Source organism: Nonlabens sp. Hel1_33_55, assembly GCF_900101765.1.
Taxonomy (GTDB): Bacteria; Bacteroidota; Bacteroidia; order Flavobacteriales; family Flavobacteriaceae; genus Nonlabens.
In genome coordinates, this window is record NZ_LT627735.1 from 1,693,570 (window position 1) to 1,717,750 (window position 24,181).

Genomic DNA, 24,181 nt, shown 5'->3' on the forward strand with positions numbered 1-24,181 from the left:
AAGATTGTGTTTAGAGTCATATCTCGACCTGCCTGCGGCAGGCAGGCTGCCGCTCGATACTGATTTACTGAGATTGTGATAGAATCATGTCTGGAATAACGCTCGATACTGGTTTTAAAAAGATTAAAATAAACTGAAAAGACAGCCGATTCGAGCGGCAGTCGAGAACGAGCGGTTCTATAAGAAATAAGATTGTGCTGTAGGCAGGCTGCCGCTCGATACTGGTTTATAATCATTGAAATAAACTGAAAAGACGGCCAGTTCGAGCGGCAGCGCCGTACTGAGCTTGTCGATGTGTCGAGAATGAGCGATTTGAGTAAGAAAATTTCATCGTGCTGCAACCATATCTCGACTGCCGCTCGATACTGGTTTACTGAGATTTTGCTAGAATCATGTCTGGAATAACGCTCGATACTGGTTTTAAAAAGATTAAAATAAACTGAAAAGACAGCCGGTTCGAGCGGCAGTCGAGAACGAGCAATCTGAGCAAGGAAATCTTATAGTGATAGACTTCTACTGAATATTGAATGATCTAAACGGTAAGATTATAAAGCATAATAAGTTGACCTCATCTGAGTTGCTTTGAAAAGACCTCGATTTAAGTTAGCAAATTCACAATTGACTCTGAGGAAAACTCCTATGTCTTATGTTTGCGGCATGCAAAGAATGAAGTGGCTTGTTGTAATGATGATGTTTCTCGCTTTCGCGAAAGCGAACTCACAAAAATATACGTTATCAGGCACCGTCACTGAAGCTTCCAATGGTGAGACCTTACTCAATGTCAACATCCTGATTCCAGAACTAGGAACAGGTACCATTTCTAACGAATACGGCTTCTACTCCATCACGCTGGATGCTGGTTCTTATGAAATTGTGTACAGTAGTATAGGATTTCAAACCGTCACAAGAACCGTGGTTCTAGATCAAAACCTGCAACTCTCTATCAAAATGACGGAGCAAGGTGAGCAACTCGACGCCATTGTAATAGAAAGTGATATCGAGCAATTAAGCACGCGATCACCGCAAATGAGCGTGAACGCGCTATCAATCGAATCCATCAAAAAAATCCCTGTGGTATTAGGCGAAGTGGATTTGATCAAATCATTAACCTTATTACCAGGAGTAACAACAGCCGGTGAAGGCGCCAGCGGCTTTAACGTACGTGGTGGTGCGGCAGATCAAAACCTAGTGCTACTGGACGAGGCAACATTATATGGTAGCGATCACCTTTTCGGATTCTTTTCGGTTTTTAATCCAGATGCTATTAAAGATTTAAAATTATACAAAGGCGGAATTCCAGCGCGATATGGCGGTCGAGTTTCCAGTGTGCTTGATATTTATCAGCGTGATGGGAATAAGACTAGGTTGAGCGGTACTGGTGGTATTGGAATTGTATCCAGTCGACTCCTTCTAGAAGGTCCTATCCAAAAAGATAAATCTTCCTTTTTAGTAGGTGGTCGTAGTAGTTATGCGCACTTGTTTTTTCCTTTGTTTGGACTGGAGAATCAGGCTTATTTCTATGATTTAAATGCTAAGGTTTCCTTCAATCTCGATGATAGGAACCGGCTGTATGGGTCGGCTTATTTTGGTCGTGATGTGTTTGAGGTGAATGAATTGTTTGGGAACACCTTTGGGAACTCGTTTGTGAACCTGCGGTGGAATCATATTATCAATGATAAGTGGTTCAGCAATGCGTCTGCAATATTTTCTGATTACAATTATGCGTTGGAATTGGAATTTGTTGAGTTCGAATTCTTTAGCGGTATTACCAACTTCAATCTGAAATACGATTTAACTCATTTTGCTACTGACAAAGCGAAATTGCGCTACGGAATCAATTCTATTTACTACGAATTTGATCCAGGTAAAATTGTTCCGACAACACCTACCAGTCCCATCAATGAAGCTCAGCTCACCAAAAAGTACGCCTGGGAAAACGCAGCCTACATCGATGGTGAGTTCAAATTAACAGACAAGCTGAATGTTAATGCTGGCTTGCGCCTTACTTCATTTACAAGATTGGGTCAGGATGTTATCAATGTTTATGAGAATGATCAACCGCTGTTGTTTAATCAAGAACAAGGTGTTTATCAAAGTGCAGAGCCTATTACCAGAATTCTCAGCAGCCGCGATGAGGTTTTGGAAAGCTTTGTAAATCTTGAGCCTAGATTATCTGCGTCCTACAGTCTCAATGATAACACTAGTATCAAAGCAAGCTACCAGCGTATCAATCAATACATTCATCTGATTTCTAATACCACAGCTCCTACTCCATTTGACCTATATGCTCCTAGCGGTAATTTCATCAAACCCCAAAAAGGTGATCAAGTCGCGGTCGGTTTTTTTAAAAATATAGGTGACTATTCCGTAGAGCTGGAATCGTTCTATAAAACGGTAGATAATCGATTGGATTATATCGATGGCGCTGATCTTATTGCTCAAGAAGCGGTAGAATCCATTTTGCTTTCTGGAGAAGCTAGAGCTTATGGACTGGAGTTATTATTGCGTAAGAACAAAGGCAGACTTCAAGGCTGGATTGCCTATACACTTTCCAAAAGTGAGCAAAGAACACCAGGAAGAAATGCGTTGGAACCAGGAATCAACAATGGCGAGTGGTACAATGCACCATGGGATAAAACCCATGATTTGACCATTACTGCTAATTATGAATGGACTGAAAAGTGGAGTTTTGGCTCCAACTTTACGTTGCAAACCGGTCAACCGGTCACCTTTCCAAATGGTCAATATGAATTCAATGGATTGTTCGTTCCAACCTTTGAATCGCGTAATGCCAGTAGGCTGCCTATAATTCACAGGTTGGACGTATCTGCCACCTACGTTCCAAAACCAGAGAAAACCAAAGGCTGGCAAGGCAGTTGGGTATTCAGTTTATACAATGCCTATGACAGGAGAAATGCGGCGAGCATCAGCTTTGGAGAAAATGATGATACGGCGCGCAATGAGGCTACAAGGCTAGCGATATTTGGAATCGTTCCAGCAGTAACGTATAACTTTAAATTCTGATGATGAAAAAGTGGTTTTTAATATTCGTGCTGGCAATTAGTTTCACTCAGTGTGAAGATGTGATTGATGTAGACCTTAATACTGCAGATTCTAGACTCGTCATTGATGCTCGGTTGGAATTAATGGGTGATGGAACCAGCCGCAATGCTGTGCGACTCACAAGATCATCTGCTTTTTTTGAAGAAGTAAATCCAGTTGTAAGTGATGCCAGCGTGCAGGTTATTGTCAACAATGGCATCTCATTCCCATTTAGATTTGACGAACAACGTAATCTATATGTTAATAATAATCTCAATTTACAGGAAGGTGCTAATTACACGCTAGAAATAGTGGATGGTAACAATTCCTATAGAGCAAACCAGCGATTGATATCTACGGTACCTCTATCAAATATTGAACAAACCGAGGTGGATGGTTTTGGCGATTTTACACAAATCACCGCATTTTTTCAGGATCCGGAAGGTTTAGGCAATTATTACTTATTCACTTATGACGATCCCAATAACTTCCAGTTGGATGTTTCTGATGATGAATTTATCGATGGTAATTTGACTCCAACGAGCTTTTTTATTGAAGAACTCGAGCCGGGAACTGACATCAGATTATCCATAACTGGCATTGATTCTCAAGCCTTTCAATTTTTTGAAACGCTTATACAGCAAACCGATGATAGTGGTGGTGGACCATTTGACACGCAACCAGCGATTGTCAAAGGGAATGTTTTCAATGAGCGCAATCCAGATCGTTTTCCATTCGGTTACTTTAGGGTAGCACAAGTGTATGAACTCAATTATGTGAGTGAATAAATTTGTTATTGCTAACTTATAAACTCGACACTTTGTTCAAGAGGTAGTCTAACTTTCTTCATGCTGGCAAAAGGATCATCAGGACTGCGATGACCTACCGGTAGCATCAAGACAGATTTTAAATTTTTATTAGGCAAGTCCAATAATTCATCGATTTTTTGAGGCAAGAAACCTTCCATGGGACAGCTATCAATCTGCTCCTGTGCGCAAACATTCATTAGAGTACCTAATGTGATATACGCTTGATTGCGCGCCCATTGCTCTACCTCTTCTACTGCCATGTTATCAAACTTATCTGTCAACTGATCCACAAAAGGCTGCAATACCTCATCACTGGTATCACGCACATCCTTCACTCTATTAAAATACTGTCGCACATAATCCTGATCCACGGCTGTAGTACAAATAATAAGGACCGCAGCGGCATCGACTACCTGGCGTTGTCCAAAAGCCATGGGAACCATCTTCTCCTGCATTTCTTTATTGTGCACGACCATCAAACGACAAGGTTGTAATCCATACGATGTTGCCGTAAGATTGAACGCGGCGGCTAGCATTTCCAGTTGTTCCGTCGTCATGCTTCTATTGGGATCAAAATTCTTTGTGGCGTACCTCCATTTAAGGTTTTCAATACTTTTCGTCATCGCTTATCGTTATATTTGTGCTGTAAAGTTTAGGTAGAGTTCGCTTTCGCGAAAGCGGAACAACCATCCATCATTTTACAACGATCAACAAAGGTAATCCCTATAATATTCATGCAGGTACAGATCGCGAAAACAGCCAGCGCAGATTTATGAAAAGACTACTTAACATTCTTGTGTTTCTAGTCGTTGCTGGTCTCATTGCTGTGGTTTTCCTACAGGTTTATGTGAATCAGACGGCTGCTCGCCACATCACTGACAACATGGAGCAACTGGACGCCGCCTATACTGGGATCGTCCTGGGTGCGAGTGTGAGACCAGATAAAAGTTTATCACCCATTTTGAAAGATCGAGTGGATGCAGCGTTTCAAGCCTATAAACGTGGGAAGATCAAGAAATTCCTGTTGAGTGGTGACCACGGCCAGGTGGATTATGACGAGGTGAATGCCATGAAAACTTATCTAAACAATAAAGGTGTTCCCAATAGTGATATTTTTCTGGATCATGCGGGATTTGATACTTATGATAGTATGATACGAGCCAAATCAATTTTTAAAGTCACTGATGCCATTGTTTTTACGCAAAAATTCCACTTGCCACGGGCTATTTATTTAGGTCGCAATCTAGATCTGGATTTGAAAGGTTTTGCCGTCGATCCAGCTGACTATGAGCCATCATCACATTTGATACGCCGGGAATGGCTGGCTAATGTTAAAGCATGGACAGAAATCCACATTGAAAAGAAACCCACTTTTGAAGGTATTGCAATACCTATCACGGGAAGTAGCGCTCCTACACACGATCAATAATTAAAGTTACCTTAACAGTATCGAGTTAACGGTTGTTAATTATTGGTAATTCTCGCTTTGTTGCTTCTATCTTTCTATATAACTAAAACAAGATATCATGAGCGATAACAAACCACAGAAGAATAGCAATCAAGCAAATCCAAACGAAAACGATACGCATCCCAATCCAGCTAATCCTAAAAGAGTCAGTAATAAGGAGCAGGCGATCAATCTTGAACACACACATGGCAAGGAAATAAATCATCAGGTCAAAGACAAAAGAGAGCATCATCAACCTAGAGATACTATCAAAGATTAGTCACAGGGGTTTTACATATTTACAAACCGCACTATAATTAGTGCGGTTTTTTTTGAGCGCAATAATTAGAGTTTAAATAAAATCTTTATATTTGCACCCGCAAAATGGATAACCGTTTTGCAATTTAAGGAGAAGTGGCAGAGTGGTCGAATGCACTGGTCTTGAAAACCAGCGAGGGTCACACCTCCAGGGGTTCGAATCCCTTCTTCTCCGCATAAACCCTTGTAATCATTTGATTATAAGGGTTTTTAATTTTCAGTTGACAAATTAGTTGACTAGTCTACTAAATATCACGCTCTTTTTCCTTCTTTCTAACAGAAAAGCTTAGTGTAATAATTATACTGGGCAATATAATTTGTGGTCGCTAAATAGGCCTCTGATTTTAGCTTGTATCTACCTAAAAAAAATCTTTTATTTTTTTTTACACGATCAAACCACATTTTAGCATCTTATATAAAGGTTAATATCCTAATTGATTAGGCATGAAGTTGAATAATCTCAAAGGAAAAAAATGCACAATTTTTATTGCATTCAAATAATTTATACAAGTAACTACTCTAATTAGCTAGTTTGTAGATCTAGATTTTTCGTACTTGATAATAAAATTAATTAGCTGTAGTTTCATTTAGCGAACCTAGATCCGGTCAAACATAAAACTAATTTGCACATTAAGATAAAGGGATTAAATCTATGATGTTGAGAAGAAGTACAGCTCTTGAATCATATTTATAGCTTTTTTTAAGGATTAGCAGAAACGGTTAAAATAATAGCATAATATTTTTTTACTTAATTTTGTACTAAATGAAACAACTCATTCACAAATCAATGGCAATCCTTATGGCTTGCGTAGTCCTTATGACTACGATGTCATTTACTGTAGATATGCATTATTGTGGAGATACTTTAGTTGATTTCTCTTTTATCCAGTCTGCAAAAACTTGTGGTATGGAAAAAGTACAGACAAGTAAAGGATGTGAAAAGCCTATGCTTTCTGAAAAATCCTGTTGTTCTGATGAGCAAATAATCAAAGAAGGCAAAGACGACCTTAAAATATCTTTTGACACACTTTCCTTCGAGCAGCAAACATTGATCGCTGCTTTTACCTATTCTTATATAAACCTTTTTGAAGGAACCGAATCTGAAGAAGTTCCTTTTGAAGATTACCCGCGACCCTTTGTCAAACGGGATGTGCAAGTGCTGCACCAGACTTTCTTAATTTGATTTGTTAGATTTTTAGAATGAAGCCCAACAGCTACGCTGTCGTGGGCTAAAACTCGTGTTTGCCATTTTATGCAACACGCAATTCCAAAACTCTAATAATCAAATGCTATGCTGAATAAGAGCATTAAATTTCTCATAGAAAACAAACTTGTTGCCGTTCTACTGCTCGCCCTATTTGTGGGTTGGGGTGTGGTGAACGCACCCTTTAATTGGGAAACTGGATTTTTGCCTACAGACCCAGTTGCCGTGGATGCCATACCTGATATTGGCGAAAACCAGCAGATTGTTTTTACCAAGTGGCAAGGGCGTTCGCCACAGGATATTGAAGACCAAATCACATATCCGCTTACCACTTCCCTTCTGGGTATTCCGGGCGTGAAAACCATCCGTAGTTCTTCTATGTTTGGGTTTTCCAGCATCTACATCATTTTTGAAGAAGACATTGAGTTCTATTGGTCACGCAGTCGCATACTCGAAAAACTGAACTCACTACCAGCAAACCTTTTACCCGATGGTGTCAACCCATCTTTAGGTCCAGATGCCACAGGATTGGGACAGATATTCTGGTACACGTTGGAAGGTCGTGATAAAGACGGAAACGTGACTGGCGGTTGGGATTTACAGGAATTGCGTAGCATACAGGATTACTATGTGAAGTACGGATTATCGTCTGCAAGTGGTGTTTCTGAAGTGGCTTCCATAGGTGGTTATGTTCAGGAATATCAAGTAGATATCGACCCAGAAAAAATGCGCCAGTACAATGTAAGTATGGGCGATGTGGTCAAAGCCGTAAAGCAAAGCAATCAAGATATAGGCGCACAAACGCTCGAAATCAATCAAGCCGAATACCTCGTACGCGGATTGGGTTACGTCAAGTCCATAGCAGATATTGAAAATGCAGTTGTAGATTCTGAAAATTTCACTTCCATCCGCATCAAAGATGTGGCTAACGTCCATTTGGGGCCTGCTACCAGACGTGGTATTCTCGATAAGGAAGGGGCCGAAGTCGTAGGTGGTGTCGTAGTCGCTCGCTACGGTGCAAATCCGTTGGAAGTTATCAATAATGTCAAGGCGCAAATTGCCGAAATAAGCTCTGGACTTCCCACAAAAACTTTATCAGATGGTCGCATTTCGCAAGTTACCATTGTACCATTTTATGACCGGACAGAACTCATACAAGAAACGCTGGGAACGCTCAATGAAGCACTCACTTTGGAAATCCTAATTACCATTTTGGTCATTATTATAATGGTTTTCAATCTGCGTGCATCCATCCTTATTTCAGGGTTGTTACCCGTAGCCGTTTTGATGGTTTTCATCACGATGAAGCTCTTTAATGTAGATGCAAATATCGTCGCACTTTCAGGTATTGCCATTGCCATCGGTACAATGGTGGACGTGGGCGTGATACTCGCCGAAAATATGATACGGCACTTGGAAGATGAAAAGTTACGCCTTAATGAAAACGGTAAAGAATACACCACAAACGAAATCATCTACAACGCAACTGCCGAAGTTTCCGGCGCTATCCTTACGGCAGTTTTAACGACCATAATCAGTTTCCTACCAGTATTCACAATGATAGGTGCTGAAGGTAAACTATTCCGCCCGCTCGCCTTTACTAAAACAATGGCGCTCTCGGCATCGCTCATTATTGCGCTGTTTCTCATTCCACCCATTGCGGCATTCCTTTTCCGTAAGACGAATTTGCGTGAACGGACACAGTACGTCATCAATGGCGCACTTGTTTTATTGGGAATTCTCGCCATCGTTTACGGCTTTTGGTTAGGACTAATTCTAATCGCCTTTGCCATCACATCATTTTTAAAGATGCGCGGTACGCTTTCGCAAAAGCGCAAAAACCTGCTTGACATCATCATTTCATCTATTGCTATCGTAGTTTTATTAGCAGAATACTGGCGACCATTAGGCTTTGACCGAAGCATTGTTATGAACCTGATATTTGTTTCCATCATCTGTTTTGGACTGCTCGGTGTGTTCTCGATTTTTAGGATATACTATGCGCGTATTTTGCGATGGGCACTTCAGAACCGATATCTGTTCTTAATCATTCCGGCTACGGTGCTCACGTTGGGCATCATCATTATGCGCAACACAGGTAAGGAATTTATGCCAGCACTCAATGAAGGTTCATTCTTATTGATGCCCACATCCTTACCGCACGCAGGCGTTGAAGAAAACAAACGTGTATTGCAACAGCTGGATATGGCGGTGGCAAGCATCCCAGAGATTGAAACTGTGGTGGGAAAAGCTGGAAGAACGGAAAGCGCACTCGACCCAGCACCACTTTCAATGTATGAGAATGTCATTCAGTATAAATCTGAATATATGCGCAATGCATCTGGCCAACGACAACGCTATAAAGTCAATGATGATGGATTGTTTGTACTGAAGAACGACAAATTCATTATCAATCCGAACAACGAGATAGATGAAGATGCCAACTATGACGAAATATCGCTAAAAACTACTGCCACACGCGAAGACTTGATTGAAGATGAAGATGGCGAGTACTACCGAAATTGGCGACCAGACATCGAGAGTCCAGATGATATTTGGAACGAGATAGTTCGAGTAACCAAACTACCAGGCGTGACATCTGCACCCAAGTTGCAACCCATCGAAACACGTTTGGTAATGCTACAAACGGGAATGCGTGCGCCTATGGGCATCAAGGTAAAAGGTCCGGATTTAAAGTCCATAGAAAATTTTGGACTGCAACTGGAAGACATCTTGAAACAAGCCGAAGGCGTTAAAGAACAAGCTGTCTTTGCAGACCGTATCGTGGGCAAACCCTACTTGCTCATCGATATTAAGCGAGACCAATTGGCTCGCTATGGTATATCTATAATGGATGTGCAGGAAATACTTCAAGTGGCAGTTGGTGGTATGCCACTCACACAAACTGTGGAAGGTCGGGAACGCTATGCCGTTCGGGTTCGTCATCCACGAGAGCTACGGGCAAACCCAGACGACCTTAAAAACATCTACGTTCCCGTAGAAAAAGGCAGCCCTGTACCGCTGGGCGAATTGGTTGAAATTCGATACGAGCAAGGACCACAGGTCATTAAGAGTGAAGATACTTTTCTAATTGGCTATGTGCTGTTTGATAAACTCGATGGCTTTGCCGAAGTAGATGTGGTGGAAAATGCCCAAGCCTTAATTCAAGAAAATATTGATAACGGTTCGCTGGTCGTACCACAAGGCGTGAGCTATCGCTTTACGGGAACCTATGAAAATCAGTTACGAGCAGAAAAAACGCTATCGGTTGTCGTACCGCTTTGTTTGCTGGTTATTTTCTTGATTTTGTATTTCCAATTCAGGTCGGTTTCCACATCGCTTATGGTGTTTACCGCAATCGCCGTGGCCTTTGCTGGTGGCTTTATAATGATATGGCTATACGGACAAGATTGGTTTTTCAATTTCGGCTTTTTTGGCGAAAATCTGCGGGATTTGTTCAATATGAAAACCATCAATTTAAGTGTAGCCGTTTGGGTAGGTTTTATCGCCCTATTTGGTATTGCTACGGATGATGGCGTGGTAATGGCCACCTATTTAGACCAATCTTTCAAAAGCAACGAACCAGACAATAAAAAGGGCATTCGTCTCGCCACTTTGGAAGCCGCAGGTAAACGTATTCGTCCGTGTTTGATGACTACTGTAACTACGGTACTGGCACTACTTCCCGTACTTACATCCACAGGCAAGGGAAGCGATATAATGATACCGATGGCGATACCCATTTTTGGCGGAATGATAATCGATGTTACGTCCTATTTCCTACTGCCAGTCTTATATAGCTGGAAAAAGGAATACCAGCTTAAAAAAGCAAACAGATGAAGAAATTAAAATATATACTGGTGTTCTTGTTTGTTTCCGCTTTCGCGAAAGCGCAACAATTACAATCCTACATTAAGGAAGCCGAAGCGAACAATCCAGAAATTCAAGCCTTTGAACTGCGCTATAATATTGCCGAAGAAAAGGTAAATGAAGCCAACTGGATTCCAAATACCGAAGTGAGTGCCGGCTATTTTGTGAGTGAGCCTGAAACCAGAGTGGGCGCGCAACGAGCACGCATAGGTTTTAAACAGATGTTGCCTTGGTTTGGGACAATTACTGCAAGGGAAAATTATGCCTCTTCCATGGCAGATGCAGAATATGTGGAAGTCACTATCGCAAAGCGTAAGTTGGCTTTACAGGTCGCTCAATCCTATTACATGTTATACTCCATAAGAGCTAAGCAAAAGGTACTTGACGAGAATATCCAATTGTTGGAAACCTATGAGCGACTAGCGCTCACATCAGTAGAAGTTGGTAAAGCCAGTGCGGTCGACGTTCTGCGATTGCAGATACGACAAAATGAGTTACAGCAACAAAAGGAAGTGCTGGAACAAGAGTTTGTTGCTACACAAATTTCATTCAATAACCTGCTCAACCAGGAAGAAAACACTTTAGTTGAAACTCCAATTATGATGGAGATCCCGACCGATGATCTTGTTTATAATATGGAAAATCTGGCCCTCAATCCTGAGTTGCTCAAGTACGATAAACTTTACGAATCTGTAACCCAATCGGAATTACTCAATCTACGGGAAGCGCAACCTATGTTTGGATTTGGCGTGGATTATTTGCCAGTAACGGGAAATGACAACTCGATGTTTAGCGATAATGGAAAGGACGTTTTGATGCCTATGGTGACCATGACGATTCCCATTTTCAACAATCGGTATAAATCCATCACAAAGCAGAATGAATTACGCCAACAAGAAATAGAATCCCAGAAAAGCAATCGATTGAATGTGCTGGAGTCCACTTTCGCGAAAGCGAACTCCCAACGAAATCAAGCCAAGATAGCATTCCATACACAAGAAAAAAACTTGAAACAAGCTCGGGATGCGGAGCAGATATTAGTCAAGAGTTACGAGACTGGTACCATAGATTTTAACAATGTGCTGGACATTCAGGAATTGCAAATTAAATTTCAAATGAATCAGATCGCATCGATCCAGATGTATTACGAGCAGCAAGCCATGATGAACTACTTAATAAACCAACCATGATCAAGGATTTCTACATAAAAAACATGGTGTGCAACCGTTGTATCAAGGTGCTTAAAAATGAAATTGAGGCGCAGGAAATACGTTTGATTGAGATTGAGTTGGGCCGTGTACAATTGGATATTGAAAATGAGGGTCAACTCAAGGCTTTAGAAAACATCGCCATCAACAATGATTTTGAGATTATCGATTCGGCAGAAGATAGGATTACCGAGCAGGTCAAGATTCAACTATTGAAAATGCTGGAAGATTTACCGCTTGACATGGATGGGAAATTGTCTGATTTATTGATGCAGAAAATGAATCAGGACTATTCCAAAATAAGCAAGGTTTTTTCATCCACCGAAGGTATTACGATTGAGAAATATTTCATCAAACTGAAAATTGAAAAAGTCAAAGAACTCATCCAGACACAGCAACCAAATTTTACTGAAATAAGCCAAATGTTGAATTATAGCCACATCAACCATTTAAGCCGCCAGTTTAAAAATGAAACAGGAATGAGCCTGACAGATTATAAAAACCAACAAATAAATCTTAGGAATTCTTTAGACCAAATTATGTAGATACCATCCATAATTATGACACAACTTGCTGATTAACAATTTTAAGTTTGTAAGAAATAACCGAATACATGAAAGAAAAGGCTTTACTTACTATAGGAATGTTTCTAATGTTTTTTGCCCATGCGCAAAAATCAGATAATCCTTATATAGCAAATGGAAACGAGGAGAATGTTGACAACTGGCCAGAGCGTGTATATGATCTAACCGTTGATTACCAAATGGTCAATGTTACTGGAAAAGAGGTTAAAGCGATGACTATTAATGGAGGCATTCCAGGACCCAATCTGGAATTCAATGAAGGTGAATTTGCCATTATTAATGTTACCAATAAGATGGATGTGGAAACTTCCATCCACTGGCACGGTATAATTCTACCCAATTTTTATGATGGCGTTCCTTACCTAGAAACGCCACCAGTTAGATCAGGCGAGACCTTTACTTATAAATTCGCCATCAAGCAATCGGGAACCTATTGGTATCATTCCCATAAAGGATTGCAGGAGCAGCGCGGCGTTTATGGTTCTATCCAGATCAACCCCAAAAAGACTGATCTTGAATACGACAAGGATTTAGTTTTGGTACTATCTGACTGGATGGATGAAAATCCCAAGTCCCAACTCAAAAACCTAAAACGTGGTAACGAATGGTACCTGATCAAAAAAGGTCAAGTCCAGAGTCTCGACAAAATAATAAAGAAAGACGCACTAGCCGCCAAACTTAAAATGTCATGGCAGCGCATGCCAGATATGGCCATTTCTGATAACTTTTTTGACCAGTTCTTTGTGAATGGAAAGCACGAGCAACTCTATCCAGATTTTGAGCCTGGAGAGCGAGTGCGTTTAAGATTCATCAATGCTGGCGCAGCGTCCTATTTTTGGTTGACCTTCGGCGGTGGTGATCCCACAATCGTCTCGGCAGATGGGATTGATGTGGTTCCAGTAAAACATGAGAAGACACTAATTGGTGTTGCAGAAACCTATGATTTTATAGTTACGATTCCTGAAAGCGGAAAAATACAGGTCCGTGCGACTGCGCAGGACGGTTCAGGAGAGGCTTCAGCTTTTATAGGTAGTGGTGAGACCCTACAGGCGCCCAAGGTGCCAGTTCCAGATTTGATCGAGAACATGAAGAGAATGATGGCTATGGATATGAAAATGGGCGCGCCAGCATCCAAATTCAATCCGTCAAAAAATGACTCTATCCAGATGATGAAAAAGTATGCCATGAAAATGGGTGGCATGCAGATGGGTAAAATGGATATGAATGATGACGGAATGGCGATGGATGATCATTCCAAAATGGATCATTCCAAAATGGACGATGAAGAAATGAAGGGAATGATGAAAGATTCGCTTTCGCGAAAGCGAAAAAAGGATGTGCCCATGTCAAAATCACAAATGAAGATGAAGGGTAACCAACCCATGGAAGGAATGGCGATGGATAAAGACATGGATATGGGCGGCATGAAGATGGGCTATATGATTCCTGATGATAAGGTTGTGGGCGATAATATGAAGACTGGAGCAAATCCCGAATTCAACTATAACTACCTACGCGCCTTAGAAAAAACTGAGTTCAATGCAGATCGTCCAGTGCGAGAGATGCTCTTTAACCTCACGGGAAATATGAACCGCTATGTCTGGAGTATCAACGGCGTACCGCTTTCAGAACAAGATTATATTAAGATAAGTCAAGGAGAAGCGGTGCGCATCACCCTTAACAACATGACGATGATGCACCATCCCATGCACCTGCACGGTCATTTCTTTAGAGTACTTAATGAAAATGGTGAGTATTCACCCCTAAAACATACTGTTAATGTTGCGCCTATGCAAAAAGTGGTTATTGAATTTGCTGCAGATGAGACTGGCGACTGGTTCTTTCACTGTCACGTTCTATATCATGTAAATAGCGGTATGGCACGCGTATTTAGCTATGACACGCCACGCGATCCAAGATTGAAAGGCTTTCCTGCAACTAAATTGACAAATGAAGCAAACCATTTATTCTCTTGGGGAGAAATAAGCGCTGCAAGTCACATGACGGAATTGTATGCTACTGCCACTAACATAAGAAATCAATTTACCGTATTGGGTGAATATGGCTGGAACAAAAATCTGGAAGCAGAGTTTACGTATGAGCGCTATTTGAACGATTACTTCCGTGTGTTTGGTGGTGTGAATGTAGAAAATGAAGGAGCTGATAGCCTTGAAGAAATCAATACAACCGCCATCGCTGGTGTTCGCTGGTTAATGCCATTGCTCATTAATTCGGATTTCAGAATAGATAGCAAATTGCGTCCACAAGTTAGTTTTTCAACGGGCTTTATGATCTTCCCGCGATTGGGTATCTATGGTGAGTATGAATATCAGATGGATTTTGGCTGGGATGGAAAACTTCCTGCTGGCCAGGATTTTGAAGAAGAAACTACCTGGCAGGTAGGTCTGGAATATGTGTTGAGCAGGAATTTCTCGCTCATGGCGAGTTATGACAATCGTTTTGATGCTGGTGCTGGACTCTCGTTGAGATTTTAAAAAGTAAATTAATTATACATCTAAATTATAACCATTATGAAAAATCAAAAATTGTTGGATGCCTTATATAACTGCATCACCCATTGTAACCATTGTGCAGATGCCTGTCTAGATACTGATAATATCAAAATGATGGTGGACTGCATTCGCACGGATAGAGCCTGTGCCGAAGTATGTAGTGCGACGGTAAATTTGTTGGCTATGGATTCCGCTTTCACGAAAGCGATGGTAGAAAAATGCCACGAGATATGTATACAATGTGCCGAGGAATGTGAAGGTCACGAACACCAACACTGCAAAGATTGTGCTGAAGCCTGCCGTGCCTGTGCGGCAGCTTGTAAAGAATATTTAGCCTAAAAAAGTAATTAGATTTCTAGCGTTAATTCGATGGAAACCTCACTTAAAAGTGTACAACCTTAATTTTAGAACAATGAAAAAAATGAAGACAAGTCTAGGAATGGTAACAATGGTTGCAACAATGATCTTATCTGTGTCCTGTAAGGAGATGGATAAGGACGAAGCAGCCATGCCCATGAGCAATGAAATGAATCAGGAATCCATGATGGATAACGAGAATATGGCTATGAACAGAAGCCAAGAGTCCAACGCAACAGGGATACTACAAGATTATTTTAATTTGAAGGACGCTCTAGTAGGTGACGACAATGAAAAGGCGAAAAATCTAGGGATGACCTTAACGAAATCCTTAGCCTCATTTAACGCTTCCAACTATTCAGAAAGTCAACAAGCTGAACTCAATGAAATTATTGAGGACGCAACTGAGCATGCAGAGCACATAGGTGAAAGCGATATCAAACACCAGCGGGAACATTTCAAGATTTTGAGTAAAGATGTTACTGATATGGTAGCGATTACTGGAACTGACATGAAATTATACGAGCAATTTTGTCCCATGTATGATGATGGATCCGCATGGTTGAGTATGAACGAGGAAGTTCGCAATCCGTATTATGGAAGCTCGATGTTAACATGTGGTAAAGTACAACGAGAAATCAATTAATTGAAAATTTTCAAAATCATAGCATGGCTGGCATTGATTGCTTTGGTGGTCATACAGTTTTTCCCTGTAGATGACAACTATAGTAAAGCTGTGCCATCTTCTGATTTTTTGCTGGTCAATAAAGTGCCTGCAACGATAGCAAGCACGTTGCAGGTTTCATGTTACGATTGTCACAGTAACGATACGGACTATCCATGGTATGGAAAGGTTCAGCCTTTTGCTTGGTATCTAGAGGATCATATTGCGCACGGCAAGGAAGAGCTGAACTTCAATGAATGGGATACCTATTCTGACCGTCGTAAAAGCAGTAAGCTGCGTTCAATGATCAGCCAGATAGAAAGCGGTGAAATGCCAATGGAAAGTTACACGTTGATTCATCGTGAGGCGATTATGGACTCAGTGGCAACACAATCGGTAGTTAATTATCTTGAAGAATTGAAATCAAATTACTAAGTCCTGAGAGAGAAAGGGAGATTTTTATTAGTTGGTTTATTGATCCCTTTTTCACATCGGGCACAAATTAATTGAAAGCATGGATGACTTTTTTAAACAATGGAGCGAAGCAGCCTACACAACCGTCGGATTTTTCTGGATGGCTTTGTGGGCTTTCGTTTTGGGCTATATCATCAGTAGTATGATTCAGGTTTTTGTTACCGAAAAGAAGATGCAAGAAACGATGAATGAGAACGAAGGCAAGAGCGTACTTCTTGGAACCTTTTTTGGTTTCATAAGTAGTTCTTGTAGTTTCTCTGCACTTGCTGGTACAAAATCTATTTTTAAGAAAGGCGCAAGTTTTATATCCTCCATTGCTTTTCTGCTCGCATCAACAAATTTGGTCATCGAGTTGGGAATTCTCATCTCTATTTTTCTTGGATGGCAATTTGTTGTTGGTGAGTACTTGGGAGGAATTCTCCTCATTCTTATATCGTGGGTACTCATACGCATCATCAATCCTAAAAAACTAATTGAAAGAGCTCGTAAAAATTTGGAGCACGAGGATGACGATGACAATAGTGAAGATTCCCAAAACTGGAAAGAAAAAATACAACAAGAGTCTAATTGGGCAAGAGTTGCTAGAAAGTATAAGATGGAATGGTCAATGGTCTGGAAGGATGTAACGGTAGGCTTTACAATTGCGGGTATTACTGCGGCTTTTGTTCCTGATGCATTCTTTGAAACATTATTTATCAATAGTGGTCAGGGAAACACAGACTTTACCTTTTTAGAAATACTAGAGCATATAATCGTTGGGCCTATTGCTGCATTTCTAACATTTATTGGTTCTATGGGTAATATTCCATTAGCAGCTTTGTTGTTTGGAAAAGGCGTGAGCTTCGCAGGAGTTATGGCTTTTATCTTTAGTGATTTGGTTGTTTTTCCAGTACTACGTATCAATGCTAAATATTATGGGTGGAAAATGTCTTTATTCATATTGTTTCTATTGTTTACGGCGCTCATCGGTACATCCCTCGTTTTACATTATTCGCTTGATTTATTGAGCCTATTACCAGATCCATCACAGGTAACGATTCAGGATAAGGAACATTTTAAAATTGACTATACATTCTTCTTAAACATAATCTTCTTGGTGATATCTGTATATCTAGTTTATTTGGGATTTTATAAGCGTACAGATGTAGACCACAAAATGTCAGAAATGGCACCCAAAAGCCCATTGCTGGAAAAGATTCTAAAATATGCAGCCGTGATTTGTTATGTCTGGCTAATTGGTGGTTTGGTCATTAAATTTTTAATTCGATAAAAATGAAACACACTTATCACATACAGGGAATGACCTGCAACGGTTGTCGCACTCACGTAGAGAAAACCTTATCTGAAGTAAAAGGTGTTTCAAATGCATCGGTCGATCTGAATAAAAAGGAAGCGACTATAGAAATGGAATCTCATATACCCATCGACGCATTTCAAGAAGCTTTGAAAAACGATGGCGATACCTACACTATTCATAAAGCGGGACAACGTCCTGATGCCAAAGTCGAACAACAAAAAAACCAACCCAAAGGAAAAGGTACAGGAACATTCTATTGCCCTATGCATTGCGAGGGCGATAAGACCTACAACAAGCCGGGCGATTGTCCCGTTTGCGGCATGGATTTGGTCGAAGAACAAAACCTCTCGGTAACAACTTCAGACCAATGGACGTGCCCCATGCACCCAGAAGTTGTGAAAGACGAACCTGGAGCTTGTCCCATTTGTGGTATGGACTTAGTCCCCATGGATGCAGATAGTTCAGCAGAAGAAAAGGGCTACAAGAAGTTGTTGAAGAAATTTTGGATAGCGGTAGCCTTTACGTTACCCATTTTCATCATCGCAATGAGCGAGATGATTCCCAGTAATCCGTTGTATGATGTCATGGAACAGAGATGGTGGAACTGGATCCAATTCGGTCTCTCCATTCCTGTGGTGTTTTATGCGACGTGGATGTTCTTTGAGCGAGCCTATCGCAGTATCAAAACCTGGAACCTCAATATGTTTACGCTCATAGGCATAGGTGCTGGTGTGGCGTGGTTGTTTAGTGTTTTTGGGATGTTGTTTCCAGACTTTTTTCCTGAGCAATTCAAAACCATGTCTGGTGCGGTACACGTTTATTTTGAAGCGGCGACCGTGATACTCACATTGGTATTGATGGGACAAGTGCTGGAAGCGCATGCGCATAGCAAAACAAATTCTGCAGTCAAAGAACTGTTGAAGTTGGCACCTAATAAAGCAGTTCGTGTGGTAAATGGTAACGAAGAAGAAGTTTCTATTGACCAAATCCAGAAAAGAGATATTCTGCGCGTCAAGCCAGGCGATAAAATCCCTGTGGACGGTAAAATTACGGAAGGAGAAACCACCGTCGATGAATCGATGATTTCTGGAGAGCCTATTCCTGTAAATAAAGCCGTCGATGATAAAATAAGTAGCGGTACCATTAATGGGAATCAGTCCTTCTTGATGGAAGCTGAGAAAGTAGGTAGCGATACGCTGCTTTCCCAAATCATACATATGGTCAATGATGCCAGCCGCAGTCGAGCGCCTATTCAAAAGTTGGCCGATACGGTTTCAGGGTATTTCGTGCCCGTAGTGGTTCTCATATCGCTCCTGACTTTTGCCGCGTGGGCGATTTGGGGACCAGAACCAGCGTATGTATATGCCTTGGTCAATGCAATCGCCGTGTTGATTATCGCCTGTCCATGTGCGCTAGGTCTTGCAACGCCTATGTCCGTTATGGTAGGCGTCGGTAAAGGAGCCCAAAATGGTGTGCTCATCAAGAATGCCGAGGCATTGGAGAAAATGGATAAGGTAGATACGCTTATTGTTGACAAAACAGGAACGATAACGGAAGGAAAACCCACAGTGGAGAGAGTCGGGTCTTTTGACGAATCTCGCTTTCGCGAAAGCGAACTAACCCAACTTATTGCATCCCTAAATAGTTCCAGCGAGCATCCACTTGCTGAAGCGACTGTGAAATATGGAAAAAAAAAGAAAACGGAACTTTTAAAAACCGAAAACTTTAGCGCGGTAACTGGAAAAGGAGTAGAAGGAACCGTTAATGGTAAAAAACTCGATTTGGGAAATGCCAAAATGATGGAATATGCTAAGGCTAGCATCTCACCAGAAATGCAGACTGAAGTGCAATCCTTTCAAAAGCAAGGCAAGACCGTTTCCTATCTGGCCATCGACGGCGTCGTAACTGGATATGTGGTGATAGGTGATAAAATCAAGGGAACTAGTGCCAAAGCAATCAAGGAACTTCAGGATAAAGGTATCAACGTGATCATGCTTACTGGCGATAATCACGATACCGCAAAGGCTGTGGCAGACGAGCTGAACCTTGCAGACTTTAAAGCAAGTATGCTACCAGAAGACAAGCTCAAGGAAGTTGAAAAATTACAGGAACGAGGTCACGTCGTTTCGATGGCAGGCGATGGTATTAATGATGCACCAGCACTCGCAAAAAGTGATGTAGGCATCGCCATGGGAACGGGAACAGATGTAGCGATAGAAAGCGCAATGATAACATTAGTCAAAGGAGATTTGCATGGAATTGTAAAAGCGAGAAACTTGAGCGACAAGGTAATGCGCAACATCAAGCAAAATCTGTTTTTTGCCCTGATATACAACACACTAGGCGTACCTGTCGCGGCAGGGGTTTTGTTTCCCTTTTTTGGGATTCTACTATCTCCAATGATTGCTGCCCTAGCAATGAGTTTTAGCTCGGTTTCCGTGATTGGAAATGCGCTGAGACTTAAATCAAAATCGATTAATTAATAGTAAAAACCAACCATATGAACTCTAACGATCAAAAACACCAAGACATGAAAAAAGGAAACTACACCAAATTTGTCGGCATGCTTGTCGCATCCTTCATTGCCATGTACATCACGATGTATTTGAATACCTATGAAATCGACCACGTCTACTTTAGCCTCACGCGATTCTATATGAGTTGTCTGGGTATCGCAACGATGGCCATCATCATGTTTGTTGCGATGCGTGGTATGTATCAAGATAAAAAGAAGAATTTTGCCATTATTTTCGTGAGCATCAGTTTGTTTATTGGAGCTTTAAGCTTAGTACGTGATCAGCAGTCAACCGTAGGCGATGTCTTATGGATGAAGGCAATGATACCGCATCACTCGATTGCTATATTAACAAGTGAAAGAGCAGACATCAAAGATCCAGAAGTAAAAAAACTTGCTGAAGATATTATCAAAGCTCAACGTGAGGAGATTGCTGAAATGAAAAGAATGATAGAACGATTACAGAACGAAGAATAAGATTATGAATAAAAACATTTTATACATCGCTATTGCCCTGATCATAGGTTTAGGTACAGGTTGGCTCATTTTTGGAGATGGATCCAGTGATGCAGCGTCGGTAAAAGACTTGTCAGATACCTCAGATCACGACCACTCTGGTGAGAGCGCAGACCAAATGTGGACATGCTCGATGCATCCACAGATCATGCAACCAGAACCAGGAGACTGTCCCATTTGTGGAATGGACCTCATTCCAGCAGAAACCAGTGCTGATGGGCTCGCAATTAACGAGATTAAAATGACCGAAAACGCCATGGCGTTGGCAAATATCCAAACTACTATCGTTGGGAATGCACAAACTAGCGATAATGATGGGATGGTATCCCTTTCGGGAAAGATTGCTGCCAACGATGAAAACAATACCGTGCAAGCCAGTTATTTTAAGGGAAGGATTGAGCGACTTAATGTCAACTATGAAGGTCAGCAAGTAAACCGTGGTCAGTTATTGGCAACCATTTACGCACCAGACCTTGTAGCGGCGCAGCAGGAATTAATTACAGCTGCATCGCTGAAAGCATCGCAACCAGCGTTATACAAAGCGGTACGCAATAAACTCAAAAACTGGAAACTTTCGGACTCACAAATTAATTCTATTGAAGAAAGTGGAACGGTACGTGAGAACTTTCCGATTTATGCAACTGTTTCGGGAACTGTTTCAGAAGTAATGTCAGCACAGGGCGATTATGTAAATCAAGGACAGCCTATTGTGAAATTGAGCAATCTTAATTCGGTTTGGGCAGAATTTGATAGCTATGAAAATCAGATAGCACAATTTAAGGTTGGACAAAAAATCAACATTACGACCAATGCCTATTCCAACAGGGAATTTGAAGGAACCATTTCTTTCATCGACCCTATGCTTAACAATGCCACAAGAACGGTAACGGTGCGTGCAACCTTACAAAATCGAGACGACCTATTTAAGCCAGGAATGTTTGTGACGGGCAAGGTCAAAGGCGCAACACAAACTATGGAAAACACCCTTTCTGTACCAGCAAGTGCCGTACTATGGACGGGCGAGCGTTCATTGGTATATGTAAAAACCAATCCAAATGAGCCTGTTTTTGAAATGCGTGAAGTTACCTTGGGCAATCGCTCTGGTGAGAATTACCAAGTATCAGCTGGACTGAATAATGGCGATGAAATAGTAACTAATGGAACGTTTACAGTAGATGCAGCTGCGCAATTGCAGGGTAAGAAATCGATGATGAATCAGCAGATGATGCAGGACGAATCAGCTATGATGGGCGATATGGAAATGAGTTTCAGTAATGCGTTTAGCTCTGATTTCAACAAAGCGCTACCATCATATCTTAAAATGAAAGATGCTCTTGTGGTGAGTGATGCTGTTCAGGTTTCTGCTTTCGCGAAAGCGACATCAAAAAGATTAAAGGAAATTTCTACAACGGATTTAGGCAAAATGGAAAAGCAACACCTTTCCAAAAGTATCGAGATGCTGGATGCTATTGTCACCAATGACAATCTTGAAAACCAACGAGCTCACTTTGTAATCCTAAATGAAAATATGGTGCCTATCGCAATGAATATTCAAAATTCAACTAACTATTATGTCCAAAAATGCCCAATGGCAAATAATAATAAAGGCGCGGTATGGTTAAGCACAGAAGAAGAAATTAAAAATCCTTATTATGGCGATGCTATGTTGACTTGTGGTAGTGTAATTAATGAGATAAAGTAAGTATGGGGAATCATTAACAGTAAAATCGAGATATCGACTCGCGCAAAATTTTTGAATAGGGACACTAGATAATAAAAGGTTCCTTAAATAGGATAACAGTTCTTAGTCAGCATACTATTTCAAACAATATTGTTCAATTGCTTGTCAATTTTAAAACTATATCAAGTCAATAAAAATCCCGATGAAACACAAGTGAATCCTGATAAATTTTAAATATTTGAAAATATATACAAGCCTATTTTTAAGATTTTTTATGAAAAATATATTCTGAACATTGAATATAAATTTGAATAGCCTTTAGAGGCCACAACATACACTCTTACTATTTGTGATTTGACAAATTATTGATCTCAAATACCTGATAAATATAGGTCGTATTCAATTCTCTGAAGTGCTAACCTTTCCTAGGTTCAATGGACTTCTTCAATTTCAATCTTCATAATGTAATTCTGGTTGAATCTAAGTTTATTTTAGGTAGCTTTGTATAGAACTCAAAATTAAAAATGTGAAGTAATACTTCTCAAAACATATTATAGCGTTTAGCTCAAGATCCAATCGAAATCGCCAATTTTCTGATCTGACAAGCTGTTTTAAACGAGGTGCCCATGGGCGCTGCTGTTTACTCTTGTCATGGTGTTTGGCGATACCCGATTGGATAGTAATTCAGTTAGCGCCTTTTTAATTGGACATTATGGAAGAGAAAAGATTTAAACTGGTATATGACAAAGCACCCGTCACTGACTCTCAAAAACAGGTGATAGAGCGTTATTGGGATTACGATGCAGTAAACAAAAAATTTGTTGGTAAAGCTAAAGAGGTATTTCATAATAATGATATGTCTCTTGTCGCTAATCTGAGTTTAATAAATTCTCTTTCAACAATGAGAATGGCTAACTTATGTAAGGTTTGCTCGAATGAGTTTTGGTTGCCAGTTTACTCACGAACTCAATTTACCCATGGTATTACTTGTCACTATGATGTACCCAAATATTTCACTTGTGAAAAGTGCAATCTATTATTGAAGCAAGAAAAACTAGCAAGAGCTAGAAGAGAAAAAGCAGAAATTATTGAGAATATTCGTGAAGCTTATGAATTGAAACGTTATAAATCATTGACGGGCTTTGAATACAAAGTACTGGTTGAAACATTGAAGAATGATCATTACAATAATACATTAAGATATTATGGCGATCAAGGTGCTCATAAAGCTTTTATAGAAACCTTGGACAAATTAAATGAATTACATCTATTGTATATAAATCGAGAATCAGCAAGTGAATGGTATCGAGAAATTCTTTTTATTCAAGAAACTAAAGATATTTTCTCAGCTATTCCGCAATATTATCCTCCAAGTAAACAAAAAATGGCGCATAAAATAGATGATGAACATAATCCAAATCCAAACTTTGCCAATGAACTTAGGTTTTTCCTCCATACGAATACTCAGAAATCAGAATTAAGTCCAGATTTCACGACATTAATAGAGATTAAAGAAGATATTATCTTGAGAAAAGGAACAACATTTACAGCTGGTGGCTGGATTAAGAATAATGGTGGTATTAATGTTACTATAATACCAACAGAAAAATAGTAAATAGAACTAGAAGCATTCCGATAAGCAAAATACCTAAAGAGATAGGAGCACTTATGAAATATTACTT

At 40.5% G+C, this 24,181-nt stretch carries 18 protein-coding genes and 1 tRNA gene; 18 read left to right on the top strand and 1 reads right to left on the bottom strand.

Annotated elements, in window-relative coordinates:
* The first annotated feature begins 666 nt into the window (after positions 1-666).
* Together BLO34_RS07555 and BLO34_RS07560 are read left to right on the top strand one after the other, a co-directional pair.
* A complete protein-coding gene (locus BLO34_RS07555) occupies positions 667-3,024 on the top strand; it encodes a TonB-dependent receptor (protein ID WP_090756534.1) in 2,358 nt (785 codons plus the stop codon).
* A 2-nt stretch (positions 3,025-3,026) separates the two neighbouring features.
* Positions 3,027-3,830 (top strand): DUF4249 domain-containing protein, encoded by an 804-nt coding sequence (locus BLO34_RS07560; protein ID WP_090756536.1) that lies wholly within the window; start codon positions 3,027-3,029, stop codon positions 3,828-3,830.
* Positions 3,831-3,841: 11 nt separating this feature from the next.
* Here the strand turns inward: BLO34_RS07560 and BLO34_RS07565 are convergent, their stop codons facing one another.
* Complete coding sequence (locus tag BLO34_RS07565) at positions 3,842-4,474, bottom strand: NAD(P)H-dependent oxidoreductase (protein ID WP_090754121.1); 633 nt, start codon at positions 4,472-4,474, stop codon at positions 3,842-3,844.
* 149 nt (positions 4,475-4,623) lie between these two features.
* Between BLO34_RS07565 and BLO34_RS07570 the strand changes: the two genes are divergently transcribed.
* The 16 genes from BLO34_RS07570 (at position 4,624) to BLO34_RS07645 (ending at position 24,111) form a co-directional block, all read left to right on the top strand.
* Positions 4,624-5,280: a vancomycin high temperature exclusion protein gene (locus BLO34_RS07570; protein ID WP_090754123.1), complete on the top strand. Its 657-nt coding sequence runs from the start codon at positions 4,624-4,626 to the stop codon at positions 5,278-5,280.
* 97 nt (positions 5,281-5,377) lie between these two features.
* On the top strand, positions 5,378-5,578 hold the full coding sequence (locus BLO34_RS07575) for a hypothetical protein (protein ID WP_090754125.1): 201 nt from the start codon (positions 5,378-5,380) through the stop codon (positions 5,576-5,578).
* Between the two features lie 128 nt (positions 5,579-5,706).
* A tRNA-Ser gene (locus BLO34_RS07580) sits at positions 5,707-5,791 on the top strand.
* Positions 5,792-6,379: 588 nt separating this feature from the next.
* Entirely contained in the window at positions 6,380-6,799 is a 420-nt protein-coding gene (locus BLO34_RS07585; protein ID WP_090754127.1) for an HYC_CC_PP family protein, read from the top strand.
* A gap of 108 nt (positions 6,800-6,907) precedes the next feature.
* Positions 6,908-10,660, top strand: a complete 3,753-nt coding sequence (locus BLO34_RS07590; RefSeq protein WP_090754129.1) for an efflux RND transporter permease subunit — start codon at positions 6,908-6,910, stop codon at positions 10,658-10,660.
* A complete protein-coding gene (locus tag BLO34_RS07595) occupies positions 10,657-11,880 on the top strand; it encodes a TolC family protein (protein WP_090754131.1) in 1,224 nt (407 codons plus the stop codon). Before BLO34_RS07590 ends, BLO34_RS07595 begins: the two co-directional genes overlap by 4 nt.
* Entirely contained in the window at positions 11,877-12,443 is a 567-nt protein-coding gene (locus BLO34_RS07600) for a helix-turn-helix domain-containing protein (RefSeq protein ID WP_090754133.1), read from the top strand. Before BLO34_RS07595 ends, BLO34_RS07600 begins: the two co-directional genes overlap by 4 nt.
* Positions 12,444-12,511: 68 nt before the next feature.
* Complete coding sequence (locus BLO34_RS07605) at positions 12,512-14,977, top strand: multicopper oxidase domain-containing protein (protein WP_090754136.1); 2,466 nt, start codon at positions 12,512-12,514, stop codon at positions 14,975-14,977.
* A 36-nt stretch (positions 14,978-15,013) separates the two neighbouring features.
* Entirely contained in the window at positions 15,014-15,334 is a 321-nt protein-coding gene (locus BLO34_RS07610; RefSeq protein ID WP_090754137.1) for a four-helix bundle copper-binding protein, read from the top strand.
* Positions 15,335-15,407: 73 nt separating this feature from the next.
* Positions 15,408-15,998 carry a DUF3347 domain-containing protein gene (locus tag BLO34_RS07615; RefSeq protein WP_090754139.1) on the top strand — a complete coding sequence of 197 codons (591 nt, stop codon included), beginning with the start codon at positions 15,408-15,410 and terminating at the stop codon, positions 15,996-15,998.
* Positions 15,999-16,451 (top strand): heme-binding domain-containing protein, encoded by a 453-nt coding sequence (locus BLO34_RS07620; protein WP_090754142.1) that lies wholly within the window; start codon positions 15,999-16,001, stop codon positions 16,449-16,451.
* A gap of 79 nt (positions 16,452-16,530) precedes the next feature.
* Positions 16,531-17,760: a permease gene (locus BLO34_RS07625; protein ID WP_090754144.1), complete on the top strand. Its 1,230-nt coding sequence runs from the start codon at positions 16,531-16,533 to the stop codon at positions 17,758-17,760.
* 2 nt (positions 17,761-17,762) lie between these two features.
* Positions 17,763-20,270, top strand: coding sequence for a heavy metal translocating P-type ATPase (locus tag BLO34_RS07630; RefSeq protein ID WP_090754146.1), 2,508 nt, complete (start codon positions 17,763-17,765; stop codon positions 20,268-20,270).
* A gap of 17 nt (positions 20,271-20,287) precedes the next feature.
* Complete coding sequence (locus BLO34_RS07635; protein WP_090754148.1) at positions 20,288-20,779, top strand: DUF305 domain-containing protein; 492 nt, start codon at positions 20,288-20,290, stop codon at positions 20,777-20,779.
* A gap of 4 nt (positions 20,780-20,783) precedes the next feature.
* A complete protein-coding gene (locus tag BLO34_RS07640) occupies positions 20,784-22,520 on the top strand; it encodes an efflux RND transporter periplasmic adaptor subunit (protein WP_090754149.1) in 1,737 nt (578 codons plus the stop codon).
* A 691-nt stretch (positions 22,521-23,211) separates the two neighbouring features.
* On the top strand, positions 23,212-24,111 hold the full coding sequence (locus tag BLO34_RS07645) for a hypothetical protein (protein WP_090754151.1): 900 nt from the start codon (positions 23,212-23,214) through the stop codon (positions 24,109-24,111).
* Positions 24,112-24,181: the final 70 nt, after the last annotated feature.

What these genes read in the sequence shown, in the direction of transcription:
- BLO34_RS07555 (WP_090756534.1), top strand. Translation starts at nt 667, where the DNA reads ATGAAGTGGCTTGTTGTAATGATGATGTTTCTCGCTTTCGCGAAAGCG.
- BLO34_RS07560 (WP_090756536.1), top strand. Translation starts at nt 3,027, where the DNA reads ATGAAAAAGTGGTTTTTAATATTCGTGCTGGCAATTAGTTTCACTCAG.
- BLO34_RS07565 (WP_090754121.1), bottom strand. Translation starts at nt 4,474, where the DNA reads ATGACGAAAAGTATTGAAAACCTTAAATGGAGGTACGCCACAAAGAAT.
- BLO34_RS07570 (WP_090754123.1), top strand. Translation starts at nt 4,624, where the DNA reads ATGAAAAGACTACTTAACATTCTTGTGTTTCTAGTCGTTGCTGGTCTC.
- BLO34_RS07575 (WP_090754125.1), top strand. Translation starts at nt 5,378, where the DNA reads ATGAGCGATAACAAACCACAGAAGAATAGCAATCAAGCAAATCCAAAC.
- BLO34_RS07585 (WP_090754127.1), top strand. Translation starts at nt 6,380, where the DNA reads ATGAAACAACTCATTCACAAATCAATGGCAATCCTTATGGCTTGCGTA.
- BLO34_RS07590 (WP_090754129.1), top strand. Translation starts at nt 6,908, where the DNA reads ATGCTGAATAAGAGCATTAAATTTCTCATAGAAAACAAACTTGTTGCC.
- BLO34_RS07595 (WP_090754131.1), top strand. Translation starts at nt 10,657, where the DNA reads ATGAAGAAATTAAAATATATACTGGTGTTCTTGTTTGTTTCCGCTTTC.
- BLO34_RS07600 (WP_090754133.1), top strand. Translation starts at nt 11,877, where the DNA reads ATGATCAAGGATTTCTACATAAAAAACATGGTGTGCAACCGTTGTATC.
- BLO34_RS07605 (WP_090754136.1), top strand. Translation starts at nt 12,512, where the DNA reads ATGAAAGAAAAGGCTTTACTTACTATAGGAATGTTTCTAATGTTTTTT.
- BLO34_RS07610 (WP_090754137.1), top strand. Translation starts at nt 15,014, where the DNA reads ATGAAAAATCAAAAATTGTTGGATGCCTTATATAACTGCATCACCCAT.
- BLO34_RS07615 (WP_090754139.1), top strand. Translation starts at nt 15,408, where the DNA reads ATGAAAAAAATGAAGACAAGTCTAGGAATGGTAACAATGGTTGCAACA.
- BLO34_RS07625 (WP_090754144.1), top strand. Translation starts at nt 16,531, where the DNA reads ATGGATGACTTTTTTAAACAATGGAGCGAAGCAGCCTACACAACCGTC.
- BLO34_RS07630 (WP_090754146.1), top strand. Translation starts at nt 17,763, where the DNA reads ATGAAACACACTTATCACATACAGGGAATGACCTGCAACGGTTGTCGC.
- BLO34_RS07635 (WP_090754148.1), top strand. Translation starts at nt 20,288, where the DNA reads ATGAACTCTAACGATCAAAAACACCAAGACATGAAAAAAGGAAACTAC.
- BLO34_RS07640 (WP_090754149.1), top strand. Translation starts at nt 20,784, where the DNA reads ATGAATAAAAACATTTTATACATCGCTATTGCCCTGATCATAGGTTTA.
- BLO34_RS07645 (WP_090754151.1), top strand. Translation starts at nt 23,212, where the DNA reads ATGGAAGAGAAAAGATTTAAACTGGTATATGACAAAGCACCCGTCACT.